At 68.2% G+C, this 12,422-nt stretch carries 11 protein-coding genes; 6 read left to right on the forward strand and 5 right to left on the reverse strand.

Annotated elements, in window-relative coordinates; translation table 11 throughout:
* On the reverse strand, nucleotides 1-204 hold a 204-nt coding region (locus G3T14_RS24740), incomplete at its 3' end, for a hypothetical protein (RefSeq protein ID WP_204262894.1).
* A gap of 124 nt (nucleotides 205-328) precedes the next feature.
* Here G3T14_RS24740 and G3T14_RS15765 point away from each other — a divergent pair.
* The gene (locus G3T14_RS15765; protein ID WP_348645285.1) at nucleotides 329-2,371 is read left to right on the forward strand and encodes a M23 family metallopeptidase; all 2,043 of its coding nucleotides are present in this window, start codon (nucleotides 329-331) and stop codon (nucleotides 2,369-2,371) included.
* Nucleotides 2,372-2,429: 58 nt separating this feature from the next.
* Here G3T14_RS15765 and gluQRS read toward each other — a convergent pair whose 3' ends face one another.
* The 3 genes from gluQRS to G3T14_RS15780 all read right to left on the reverse strand — a co-directional run bounded on the left by gluQRS (nucleotide 2,430) and on the right by G3T14_RS15780 (nucleotide 5,831).
* On the reverse strand, nucleotides 2,430-3,365 hold the full coding sequence (gluQRS, locus tag G3T14_RS15770) for a tRNA glutamyl-Q(34) synthetase GluQRS (protein ID WP_163643494.1): 936 nt from the start codon (nucleotides 3,363-3,365) through the stop codon (nucleotides 2,430-2,432).
* A gap of 18 nt (nucleotides 3,366-3,383) precedes the next feature.
* Nucleotides 3,384-3,656, reverse strand: a complete 273-nt coding sequence (locus G3T14_RS15775) for a hypothetical protein (protein WP_163643495.1) — start codon at nucleotides 3,654-3,656, stop codon at nucleotides 3,384-3,386.
* Between the two features lie 102 nt (nucleotides 3,657-3,758).
* On the reverse strand, nucleotides 3,759-5,831 hold the full coding sequence (locus G3T14_RS15780; protein WP_163643496.1) for an ATP-binding protein: 2,073 nt from the start codon (nucleotides 5,829-5,831) through the stop codon (nucleotides 3,759-3,761).
* 230 nt (nucleotides 5,832-6,061) lie between these two features.
* On the opposite strand from G3T14_RS15780, the gene trpA reads away from it, so the two are divergent.
* The 4 genes from trpA to G3T14_RS15800 all read left to right on the forward strand — a co-directional run bounded on the left by trpA (nucleotide 6,062) and on the right by G3T14_RS15800 (nucleotide 10,295).
* Nucleotides 6,062-6,934 carry a tryptophan synthase subunit alpha gene (gene trpA / locus G3T14_RS15785; protein WP_163643497.1) on the forward strand — a complete coding sequence of 291 codons (873 nt, stop codon included), beginning with the start codon at nucleotides 6,062-6,064 and terminating at the stop codon, nucleotides 6,932-6,934.
* Between the two features lie 76 nt (nucleotides 6,935-7,010).
* A complete protein-coding gene (gene accD / locus G3T14_RS15790) occupies nucleotides 7,011-7,916 on the forward strand; it encodes an acetyl-CoA carboxylase, carboxyltransferase subunit beta (RefSeq protein ID WP_163643538.1) in 906 nt (301 codons plus the stop codon).
* Nucleotides 7,917-7,941: 25 nt separating this feature from the next.
* Nucleotides 7,942-9,267 (forward strand): folylpolyglutamate synthase/dihydrofolate synthase family protein, encoded by a 1,326-nt coding sequence (locus G3T14_RS15795; RefSeq protein ID WP_163643498.1) that lies wholly within the window; start codon nucleotides 7,942-7,944, stop codon nucleotides 9,265-9,267.
* A gap of 143 nt (nucleotides 9,268-9,410) precedes the next feature.
* On the forward strand, nucleotides 9,411-10,295 hold the full coding sequence (locus tag G3T14_RS15800; RefSeq protein ID WP_163643499.1) for a porin family protein: 885 nt from the start codon (nucleotides 9,411-9,413) through the stop codon (nucleotides 10,293-10,295).
* 141 nt (nucleotides 10,296-10,436) lie between these two features.
* Here the strand turns inward: G3T14_RS15800 and trxA are convergent, their stop codons facing one another.
* A complete protein-coding gene (gene trxA / locus G3T14_RS15805; protein WP_163643500.1) occupies nucleotides 10,437-10,757 on the reverse strand; it encodes a thioredoxin in 321 nt (106 codons plus the stop codon).
* Nucleotides 10,758-11,097: 340 nt separating this feature from the next.
* On the opposite strand from trxA, the gene G3T14_RS15810 reads away from it, so the two are divergent.
* Nucleotides 11,098-12,384 (forward strand): PQQ-dependent sugar dehydrogenase, encoded by a 1,287-nt coding sequence (locus tag G3T14_RS15810; RefSeq protein WP_163643501.1) that lies wholly within the window; start codon nucleotides 11,098-11,100, stop codon nucleotides 12,382-12,384.
* Nucleotides 12,385-12,422 lie beyond the last annotated feature (38 nt).

The following is a 12,422-nucleotide window of genomic DNA, read 5'->3' on the forward strand; positions in this document are numbered from 1 at the left end:
CAACCCCGAAACCCGAAGGTCCCGCTCGCCGCCGCCGATGAACAGGCTTCTAGAGACGGCTACCCACACCGTCAACCGATAAAACGCGCCACCACCGCGCTTTGCCGGAAAGTGCCCGAAACAGGCCCCCTCCCCGGCTCGTGACACGGTATCCTGTTCCCGATTGGCACAGCGCCTCAATCTCGACATGCTGCCCTTCGACATCGTCGCGCGATCCGCTTCGTGCGGATTTCCGCTATCGCTATGGACCGATCGCGCCCCAGCCACCCTTCAAGCGGTCGTGCGCGCTCGAATTCGAGGACTTTTCGTGAAGCGCGGCCGTCTCAAGATCGGCACTCCCGGCGGCTCGCAGGATCAGCGTGCGGCGCCACGATTCCACAACGGCATCGAGCCGGCCCTCGATCTGCTCGGGCCCGACGCGACGCGGATCGATCGGCGTGAGGTCAATCTGCGCTGGCTGTGTGCCAGTGCGCTCACCGGGCTCACCGGGGCCGGCCTGATCGGGGCGGCCCTCCATGTCTCCCTCCAGAGTGACGTCTCGTTCGCGGCGATCCCCGAACGGGCCTCGGTGGTGGTACGGCCGGCGTTGAGCGACGGCGTGGCGAACCTCGCCCGCAAGGGCGACCGCCTCGTCCGCAACCTGATGATCGCCTCGGCCAAGCAGAGTTTTCGGTCCCCCGTCACCGTGCGCCTGGCCGATCGCGAGATCATCAAGGTTCGTCCCTTCGTGCGAATCTCCACCGCCTTGTCCATGACCACGGGCGTGTTCGCCCCCGAAATGCCGCGCTTCGACCCGATGAAGTTCGCCTCGAACGAACCGGCCGAGCGGGCGCCGGACCCGGGCCTCGGAGAAGGCCCCGGTGCCGAGGTCTCGGTGGTCAAGCGCGATCTGGCCGGTCTCGAGGTCGAGCCGGGCGCCCCTGCCCTCACCGACGAGGACATGGCCGCGCAGATCGAGGAGGAGCGCCGCATGACGGCGGAAGCGGGCCGGCGCACCGCCCTCCCCATCGCCCCGCAAATCATGCTGTCGCGCACCCTGCAGCAGGGCCTCGCCAATCCCGATCTCGACGAGTCGTCGAAGGCCATGGGCGACAATTCCCCCTTCAAATCCATCGACGTCCTCGTGGTGCCCGAAAACGTGACGAAGCTCGCCAAGGCCGGCGTTCCCGCGGGCGGGGCACCTCTGGTCGAGGACCGCGATCTCGCGCTCAAGCGCGGCGAGACGCTGGAGACCGTTCTGAAGAGCACCGGCCGTGCCACCGACGAGCAAGTGCGCGGCATCGTCGCCGCACTGGGCGGGAAGGCACGCATCGGAGAACTCGGCGAGGGACAGCAATTCCGGCTCCAGCTCGCGCCCGGCCCGCGGCCCGGCGACCCACGTCAGGTGACCCGCGTGATCCTCTATGGCGAGACCGGCATCGAGGGGATCGCGGCGATCAACGATCGTGGCGCCTTCGTCTCGGTGGCACCTCCGACCGAAGATGCGCCCTCGCGAAAAGCGCCGGTGGCGGCGGAGAATTCCGAGGACGGCGAGGACGATGGCGGCTCGGGCCCGCGCCTGTATCAGAGCCTCTACGAGACGGCGGCCCGGCACGACCTGCCGCGCACCACGGTGGAGGATCTGGTGCGGATCTTCGGCTACGACGTCGACTTCCAGCGCCGCATCTCGGCCGGCGACAGCCTCGACGTCTTCTACACCTTCGACGAGGATTCCGGTCAGAGCGCCGCCGAGCGTCCCGAGTTGCTCTATGCCTCGCTGACTCTCGGAGGCGAGGCGCGCAAGGTCTACCGGTTCCAATCCCCCGACGACGGCACTATCGACTACCTCGACGAGCAGGGCCGCTCGCTGAAGAAGTTCCTGATGCGCAAGCCCATCGCCGACGGCATCATGCGCTCGGGCTTCGGCTATCGGCGCCACCCGGTCCTCGGCTACGCCAAGCTCCATACCGGCGTCGACTGGTCCAACCCGATCGGCACGCCGATCATGGCCGCAGGCAACGGCACCGTGATCAAGGCGGAATGGTCATCGGGCTACGGCCGGCGGATCGAGCTTCAGCACATCAACGGCTACGTCACCACCTACAACCACATGTCGGGATTCGGGCGCGGCGTCACCGCCGGCGCCCGCGTGCGCCAGGGCCAGGTCATCGGCTATGTCGGCTCGACGGGCCTCTCCACCGGCGCGCACCTGCATTACGAGGTCATCATCAACGGGCATTTCGTCGACCCGATGAAGATTCGCGTCCCGCGCGGTCGCGAGCTCGACGGCCGCATGCTCGCCGAATTCAACCGCCAGCGCGAGCAGATCGACGGGACGATGCAGAAATCCCGCAACGCCACCACGATGGCCCAGCGCGACGCCGTACGCTGAGGCGGCGCGGGCCGTGTCGCAAACCTCCTCCCCTTACGCCCCCTCCCCTCCCCTCCCCTCACGCACCGAACCCGACATCACGGAAGCCGAGCTCCCGGCGGATCGCCTCGGGGGTGATGCCCGCGGCCCGCAGGTCGGCCAGCGCTGGCGAGCCGCGCGACTTGGCGAGCTTGTCGCCGTGGGCATCGCGGATGAGCGGATGGTGATGATAGCGCGGTGACGGCGCCGCGATCAGCGCCTGCAGCAGAACGTGGAGATCGGTGGCGGCGCGAAGGTCGGCGCCGCGTACCACATGGGTGATCCCCTGGGCCGCATCGTCCATCACCACGGCGAGGTGGTAGCTCGTGGGGACATCGCGCCGGGCGATCACCGCATCGCCCCAACGCGCGGGATCGGCCGCCTCTCCCTGCCCCACCGCCTTCGGGAGAGGGTACACATCGACTCCGACCGCCGCGTCCGGTGAAGCCTCGACGGTGACGACATGATGCGGTCCTGGGGCCGTTGCCATGGCCCGCCCCATGTCCAGGCGCCACGTATGCGGTTGACCGGCGGCAAGCCGGGCGGAAACGTCGCGATCGGACAGGTGTCGGCAGGTGCCGGGGTAAAACGGCGCGCCGTCGGGATCGCGCGGGATGGCCTGCCGGGTTGCTGCGGCCTCGGCCCCTACCGCGGCTGCGATGACACTGCGGGAGCAGAAGCACGGATAGGCGAGGCCACGCGCAGCGAATTCCATCACCTGCGCACGATAGGTCCCGAGATGCTCGGACTGGTATCGGACCGCGCCATCGAAACGCAGGCCGAGCCAGGCGAGGTCGTCGCAGATGGCGGCCGCGAGCTCCGGACGTGAACGGCCCGGGTCGATATCCTCCATGCGCAGCAGCAGGCGACCGCTCATCCGGTGCGCGAGATCGGCATTGAGAAGGGCCGACGCGGCGTGGCCGAGGTGAAGCCGGCCGTTGGGACTCGGAGCGAACCGGAAGACCGGACGGGTCATGCAGCCCTCCCCGGCGGATCAGCCTCCGACCCGGCGCGCGCATCGGGGCGCGGCGGGCACACAGGCGATGCCCGGCAGCGAGCACGCCACCCCCGCGTCGGACCGCTGACACACCCGGCAGCCATCGCTCCACTCGGCGCACGCCGCATCCTCGCTCGGCAGCACGGCGGCACGGTGGGCCGGAGCCCCCGGAGCCAGTCCCCCGATCAGCACGGTCACGACCACGAGCGCCGCGATGGCACCGGCGACGAGCCCGTCGCGACCATTCGAGACGGATGCCGGGTGAGACATGTCTGGCTTTGCAGGATCGACCATGGCGCCGTGTTCGCGTGCGTGCGCGATCCTGTCAACGTGAGCTCTCGTCTCAGCGCTAAACCCGATCGATCGGAGACCTCAGGCCGCCTGAGCGTGCCGGTCCATGAGAGCCGGCAATGCGCGCAGGTTGAGCGGCTTGGCGAGGAAGCCGTCGAAGCCGGCCTCGCGGGCGGCACGCTCATCGTCCCGGCCGGCATTTGCGGTGAGCGCCACGAGATGCAGGGGTCGCACGCCGGCGGCGGCTTCGACGATCCGGATGCGGCGGGCAGTCTCGAGACCGTCGAGGCCGGGCATCCGAATATCGATCAGCGCGAGGTCGAACGCCTCGCCGGTCCGCACCGATTCGGCCAGCAGGGCAAGCGCCTCCAAGCCATCGCGGGCATGCATCACGGTGGCGCCGATGCGCTCCAGGGCCTTGGTCGCGAGAAGCGCGTTGATCGGGTTGTCCTCGGCCAGGAGCACCCGCGTGCCGGAATTCGACGGCACTCCGGCCGTCGATTCCGTGCCCACCGGGTCGGCGAGCGGGAATTCGGCGGTCCTTGCTGCGATCTCGGGGTGGGGCTCGGCGGCGCGCGCGGGTTCGAGCAGGCGATCGAACAGCGAGCGGGTCCGCACGGGCTTGACGAGGTAGCTGTCGAAGCCTGCGGCACCCGGCGCTCCGAATTCACGCCGATCGAACGGAGACAGCAGGACGAGGCTGCAACGCACGCCGCAGCGTTTGGCCTCGACGGCAAGACTCCGGACGGCGACGTCCCCCAAAGCGCGGTCGACGATGATCGCATCGAAGGGGATGCCCGCGAGCGTGTCGAGGCCGGCCTCGACCGTGGGGACCACCAGGGCCGAAGCGCCGGAGCGCGCGAGTCGGCGGGCGAGGTAGGGAGCCTGGAACGGGGAGGCGGCCACGATCATGACCTGGCGTCCACTGAGCGATGCTGACGGCGAGGTCGTCGCGTCCGCGGTCGTCAGCGGCAGGGAGACCATGAAGGTGCTGCCGCGCCCGACCTGGGAGGTCGCCTCGATCCGCCCACCCATCCGGGTGACGAGACGCCGGGTGATGGCGAGGCCGAGACCGGTTCCCTCGTGACGCCGGCTGGCACTGCCGTCGCCCTGCTCGAATTCCTCGAACAGGATCGGGATCCGCGCCTCGGGAATGCCCGGACCGGTATCGGAGATCGACAGGACGATGGCGTCGCCGTCGCGCCGGACCTCGACCCCCACCCCGCCTTCGGATGTGAACTTGATCGCATTACCCGCGAGGTTGACGAGAATCTGTCGCACCCGGTCGGCATCGCCGATCACCGACCGCGGAATGTCGTCGGCGATGTCGAGGGCGATCTCGATGCCCTTGTCCTGCGCACGCGGCGCCAGCAACTCGACGACGCCCTCGGCGATCCCCGCGAGATCGAAGGGCTCGGCCGCGAGGTCGAGGCGCCCCGCCTCGATGCGGGAGAAATCGAGGATGCCGTCGATGAGCGTGAGCAGCGCCTTGCCGGAGGTGCGCACCGCCTCGACATAGGTTCGCTGCTCGGCATCGAGGCCGGTGTCGAGGACGAGGTCGGCCATGCCGAGGATGCCGTTGAGCGGCGTGCGGAATTCGTGGCTGACGGTGGCGAGGAAGCGGGACTTGGCCACGTTGGCGGCCTCGGCCCGGCTCAGGGCCTCGTCGAGGGAGCGGGCGGCTTCGACCCGCTCGGTGATGTCGTAGCCGGCGCGTAGCCAATGGGTCTGGTCGCCGCCATTCACCGGCATCTCGATGAAGGAGAACCAGCGCGGTGGGCCCTCGGCCGGCTGCAACCGCATCTCGATCCGGCGGACGCCGTCCGGGCGGCTCTGCGGAACGCCCCGCTCAAGCTCGACCACCTGCCGTGTCGATCCGATGAGCGTCAGCGGCTCGGCTCCGACGAGGCGTCCGAAACCCGCGTTGGCGAAGGTGATCCGCCCATGTGCGTCACGTTGGACGATGACCTCCGTGGTCGCTTCCACCAGCGCGCGATAGCGCTCCTCGCTCTCGGACAAGCGCCAGATCCGGTCCTGGAGATGTTCGAGTTCCGCCGCCTCGGCCACCGGCGCGCGGCCGCGGCGGACGAAGACCGCGAGCGCAAGGACGCAGGCGAAGAGAGAGAGGACGAGTGCGGCGCCCTGCATGACCATGATTGCGTTGAGTCCCGAACCCGGCCCCGGGCCGTTCCAGGGACGATGCCGCGCCGGGACTGAAGGCCGGCTTTCCAAAGGCGCTTAAGCGTTCCTTGCGAAATGCCCGCGGTTTGACGACATAGGCCTTGGACGGCACCGTGCTTCACGGGCCGGCCGCGATGGTGTAGGCGCGGCGGCTCGATCCCGAGCCGGAAGACCGGCCCGGACGGCCGCGAGACGAAGGCGCCATGACCGCTACCGGTACTTCTTTCCCGAGTTCCGCCAATCCGGGCCAGACGCGCATCGCCGCCACCTTCGCCCGCTGCCGCGCCGAGGGGCGCGCTGCCCTGGTCACCTACGTGATGGCGGGCGACCCCGATCCCGAGACCTCTCTGAAGGTCCTGGAGGCCCTGCCGGCTGCCGGCGCCGATATCGTCGAATTCGGCTTGCCCTTTACCGATCCGATGGCCGACGGCCCGGCGATCCAGGCCGCCGGCCTGCGGGCCCTCAAGGGTGGCCAGGGCGTGGTCAAGACCCTGGAGCTGGTGCGCCGGTTCCGGGAGAGCAACGCCGACACGCCGGTGATCCTGATGGGGTACTTCAACCCGATTCACACCTACGGCGTACCCCGCTTTCTCGCGGACGCGGTGGCGGCGGGCATCGATGGGCTGATCGTCGTCGACCTGCCGCCGGAGGAGGACGACGAACTCTGTCTGCCGGCCCTCGACAAGGGCCTCGCCTTCATCCGCCTCGCCACCCCGACCACCGACGAGAAGCGACTTCCGGCCGTTCTCGCGAACACGGCCGGTTTCGTCTATTACGTATCGATCACCGGCATCACCGGAACGGCGACGCCGGATTTCGGCAAGGTGGCGGACGCCGTCGCGCGCATCCGGCGCCATACCGACCTGCCCATCGTCGTCGGCTTCGGCGTGCGGACCGGGGCGGATGCCGCGGCGATCGCGAAGGGTGCCGATGGCGTCGTCGTCGGCTCGGCGCTGGTCGATGCGTTGCGCGGCTCGCTCGATGCAGAGTCGCGGGCGCAAGACGGGACCGTCGAAGCGGTGAGCGCCTTGGTGCGCGAACTCGCCGAAGGCGTGCGCGGCGCGGCGCGCGCCTGATCCTTGGAGCGTCGGCTTTGTTGCGAAAACTTGCGCCCAACACCACGAGCCCGCGGACAAGGACGTCATCGCGATGATGGTTGAACCGATGAACTGGATCTCGGAGGTCGTGCGCCCCAAGATCAAGACCCTGTTCAAGCGTGAGACCCCGGAGAACCTCTGGGTCAAGTGCCCGGATACCGGCCAGATGGTGTTCCACAAGGAGGTGGAGGGCAATCACTGGGTCATTCCCGGCTCCGAACATCACCTCAAGATGAGCGCCCAGGCGCGCCTCAAGATGATGTTCGACGAGGGCACCTGGATCGACGTTCCGTTGCCCGAGGCCGCCACCGATCCGCTGAAGTTCCGCGACGAGAAGCGCTATATCGATCGGCTCAAGGACGCGCGTGCCAAGACTGGCATGCCCGACGCCTTCAAGATCGGTTTCGGCCGCGTCGGCAGCCTGCCGATGACGCTGGCCGTGCAGGATTTCGCCTTCATGGCCGGCTCGCTCGGCATGGCCGCCGGCGAGGCGTTCGTGCGCGGTGCCGAGACGGCGCTGGACAAGCGCACGCCCTATGTTCTGTTCTCGGCCTCCGGCGGCGCCCGGATGCAGGAGGGCATCCTCTCCCTGATGCAGATGCCGCGCACCACGGTGGCGGTGCGCCGCCTCCGGGCCGCCAAGCTGCCCTACATCGTGGTGCTGACCAACCCGACCACCGGCGGCGTCACAGCATCCTATGCGATGCTCGGCGACGTGCATCTGGCCGAGCCCGGAGCCCTGATCTGCTTTGCCGGCCCACGCGTGATCGAACAGACCATCCGCGAAAAGCTTCCCGACGGCTTCCAGCGGGCGGAATACCTGCGCGAGCACGGCATGGTCGATCAGGTGGTCCACCGGCACGCGTTGAAGGACACCATCGCGCGCCTGTGCGGTCTCCTGATGAACCAGCCCGCACACGCCTCTCTCCCCCGCAAAGACACCGTGGCCGAGCCGGCCTGAGCCCCACGAGCGACGATTCCCGCCCATGGATTCCTCCGACGCGCTGATGGCGCGCTTCCTCGCCCTGCACCCGCGGACCATCGACCTGTCCCTGGGCCGCATCGAGCGCCTACTGGCGCGTCTCGGCCACCCGGAGCGAAAGCTACCGCCGGTGATCCATGTCGCCGGAACCAACGGCAAGGGCTCGACCATCGCCTTCATGCGGGCGATCCTCGAAGCCGGGGGCCTCGCCGCGCACGTCTACACCTCGCCCCACCTCGTGCGCTTCCACGAGCGCATCCGCATCGGCGCCATCGGCGGCGGACACTTCGTGCCCGAGGACCAGCTCGCCGACGCGCTGGCCCGGTGCGAGGCCGTCAACGAGGGTGAACCGATCACCGTATTCGAGATCACCACAGCGGCCGCCCTGCTGCTGTTCTCCGAGTCGCCCGCCGACGTGCTGCTGCTCGAAGTCGGCCTCGGCGGCCGGGTCGACGCCACCAACGTCATCGACAAGCCGGCCGCCGCCGTGGTCACGCCCATCGGCCGCGACCATGCCGAGTATCTCGGCGACACGGTCGAGGCCGTCGCCACCGAGAAGGCCGGCATTTTCAAGAAGGGCTGCCCGGCGGTGATCGCCGCGCAGGATTATGCCGAAGCCGATTCGGTCCTATGCCGCCTTGCCGATTCGGTGGGCGCCAACCCGATCCGCGTCGGAAAGCAGGACTTTTCGGTTCACGCAGAGCGCGGGCGCCTCGTCTACCAGGACGAGACCGACCTGTTCGACCTCCCCCTGCCCCGGCTCAACGGGCGCCACCAGCTCACCAACGCCGGCACCGCCATCGCGGCCCTGCGGGCGGCGGGCTTCGGCGATATCGGGATCGCCGCCATCGAGACCGGCCTCAACACCGTCGATTGGCCGGGACGCCTGCAGCGGCTCAACCGCGGCCGCCTCTCGGAACTCGTGCCGGCCGGCGCCGAACTCTGGCTCGATGGCGGGCACAACATCGATGGCGGGCGCATCCTCGCCGCCGCGATGGCGGATCTCGGCGAGCGCAGCGACGTGCCGCTGGTGCTCATCGTCGGCCTGCTCGGAACCAAGGATGCGGAAGGCTTCCTGCACAACTTCGTCGGTCTCGCGCGCGCGCTCATTGCGGTCCCAATTCCCGGTCAGATGGCCGCGCGGCCGGCCGAAGAGGTGGCGCAGATCGCCGCCGAAGTCGGCCTCAGCGCCCATATCGCCACGGGTATAGAGGCCGCACTGGAGGGCCTGCCCGACATCGCCTTCGAGAAACCGCCGCGCATCCTGATCTGCGGATCGCTCTACCTCGCGGGGGCGGTCCTCACCGCCAACGGAACGCCGCCGGTCTAAAAATCCCCGCAATTCCCCTCTTGGTTAGGGCGGCGTGCCACGTGCGGCTGCATCCGCGGAGCGGTGTGGCCTCTGCGCTACATCTTGGCCGTACGAAGTCGAGTAATTTCCTCAGCGATCGGGCAACTCGCTGGGGATCAAAAATGAAAAAGCTTCTTACGTCTTTCGCCGCCTTCACCGCACTGACCGCTGCCGCTACCGCCGCCGACCTTCCGCGCCGCGCGGCTCCGCCGGTGTTCGTGCCGGTGCCGGTGTTCACCTGGACCGGCTTCTACGCCGGTTTCAACGCTGGCTACGGCTTCGATGCCAGCAGCAACAATGGCGGCCCGACGGCTGTCGTCGCCACCGGCGCTTCCGGCATCTTCCGTAACCCCGGCCTCGTCGGCGGTAACGGCGCTGTTATCTTCAGCAACAACAACTCCATGGAAGGCTTCACTGGCGGTGGCCAGATCGGCTACAACTACCAGTTCACTCCGGGCTCGGGCGTTGTCGTCGGTATCGAAGCTGACGCGCAGTACGTCGACTTCGGCCGCAACCGCAACCGCGTTGCCGGCTTCATCGGCACCCCGAACCCTGACCTGACCTTCGTCAACCCGAACGGTCTCGCCAGCCTCGACTATTACGGCACCGTGCGCGGCCGCATCGGCTACGCCTTCGACCGCGTCCTGTTCTACGGCACCGGCGGCTTCGCCTACGGTGCTGGCAGCACCGATCGTTCGTTCGGCGGCTTCCGTGGCAATGACAGCTTCCGCACCGGCTACGCTGCTGGCGCCGGCATCGAATACGCCCTGCCCGTCGACTCGTTCCTGAACTTCTTCCGCTCGTCGGCCGTCACGTTCAAGGTCGAAGGCCTTTATGTGAATCTCGACCGCACGAACGCCAGCAACGTGTTCGCCTACTCGAACAGCACCGGCCTCGCCTTCCGCACCGGCACTGCCTACGCCGCCGGCGTCAACACGAACCGTGGCAGCGACACCGAGTTCGCCGTCATCCGCGCCGGCCTCAACTACAAGTTCGGCTCGTACTAAGCCGACAGTTACGGTCTCGAAACAGGAAGCCCGGCCTCACGGCCGGGCTTTTTCGTTTGTGCGGTCGCCGACCCTGCGGACATGAAAAAAGCCCGGCTTCCAAAGCCGGGTTTTTTCGTCGCGACGCGCCTCCCGATGGGCTCAGGCGCTCGCCTGAATCCAGCGCGAGAGATCACCCTTGGGCGCGGCGCCAACCTTCTGGCTTGCCAACTGACCATCCTTGAAGATCAGCAGCGTTGGGATCGAGCGAATGCCATACTGGGCGGCAATGCCGGGGTTCTCGTCGACGTTCACCTTGGCGATCTTGACGCGACCCTGAAGGTCTGCGGAAATCTCTTCGAGGGCGGGGCCGATCTGCCGGCAGGGACCGCACCATTCGGCCCAGAAATCCACCACGACCGGCTCGGCGGACTTCAGGACGTCCTCCTCGAAACTGGCATCGGTCACTTTCATCGTGGCCATCGTTGTCCCTTTCACGTTCTGCAGGCGGTGGACGACAGGTCCGCCGCTGCTGTGATGGCAGAGTTGGCGACCCGGGTGCGAACGGTCAAGGCATCCTGCCTTCGCGACGGGTCAGCCCCTCGTTCCACTCATGGATTGTCCACCGTTGCGGCAGCGTCGTGGGCGAGTTCTCGCGGTACGAACCGTCCGTGAGCCCGGCCAACCCTCGCCAAACCCGTCCGCTCGCCCCATCTCCGTCTGACCCTCACCGCGCCGGCTGTCGCCGACGCAATGGCCGCGCGCCGCGCGAAATGCCAGAGGAGTGAATACGGCCAGACGCCGGCATGGAGGAAAACCCGACGTGAAGCGCATCTCCCAGACCTTGCTCGCAACCGCGGCCCTCCTCAGCCTCGGATCGGGCGTCCAGGCGCAGGAGCCGGCGGCCTCCGAGCCCCGCCAGCCGCGTGTCGAGGGCGACGCCTTCGCGGCGCCGGTCAGCTCGGCCACCGGCAACAGTCCGGCCGAGACGGCCGCTCCCAACACGACCTACAAGCCGCTTCTGCCGAACCAGACGCGCGCGCCGAAGCCAGACGCGGCAACAGCGGTGAAGACCGAGACGGTCGCCAAGGGCCTCGACAGCCCGTGGGCAATGGAATTCCTGCCGGACGGACGCATGCTCGTCACCGAAAAGGCAGGCAAGATGCGCATCGTCGCCAAGGACGGCACGGTGGGCGCGCCGATCACCGGCGTGCCGAAGGTCGATGCCAAGGGCCAGGGCGGCCTCCTCGACGTGGCGCTGAGCCCGAGCTTCGCCGCCGACCGCCTGATCTTCTTCAGCTACGCCGAGCCGCGTGAGAAGGGCAACGGCACCACGGTGGCCCGTGCCAAGCTCATCGAGGAGAAGGGGGCCGGCCGCCTCGACGAGTTCAAGGTGATCTTCCGCCAGATGCCGACCTATGACGGCGACAAGCATTTCGGCTCGCGGCTCGTGTTCGCGCCGGACGGCAAGCTGTTCGTCACCGTGGGCGAGCGCTCCGACAAGGTGACGCGCGTGCAGGCGCAGGACCTCACCAGCGGCCTTGGCAAGGTCTTCCGCATCGATACCGACGGCAATGCCGCCAAGGACAACCCGTTTACCGGCGGCGAGAAGGCCAAGCCCGAAATCTGGTCCTACGGTCACCGCAACGTCCAGGCCGCAGCCCTCGACGCGCAGGGTCGCCTCTGGACCGCCGAGCACGGACCGCGCGGTGGCGATGAGCTGAACCGGCCGCGTCCCGGCGTCAATTACGGCTGGCCGGAGGTGAGCTACGGCATCGAATATGACGGCGGCAAGATCGGCGAAGGCAAGACCCAGGCGGCCGGCACCGCACAGCCGGTCTATTACTGGGACCCGGTAATCGGGCCGTCTGCCATGGCGCTCTACAGCGGTGACGCGTTCCCGGCCTGGAAGGACGCCTTCCTCATCAGCGGCCTCGTCAGCGAAGGACTCGTGGCAGTCAAGCTCGATGGCGACAAGGTCGTTTCCGAAGAACGCATCCCGCTCGAGAGCCGTATCCGCGATGTGAAGGTCGGAAGCGACGGCGCAGTCTACGCCGTCACCGACGGAGCGGACGGCAAGATCCTGAAACTGACGCCCGCCGGCAAGTAGGCCTGAACGCGCCCGGTCTTCGGACCGGGCGCGTCTCG

It is taken from the genome of Methylobacterium sp. BTF04 (genome assembly GCF_010692745.1).
In the GTDB taxonomy this organism is placed as follows: domain Bacteria; phylum Pseudomonadota; class Alphaproteobacteria; order Rhizobiales; family Beijerinckiaceae; genus Methylobacterium.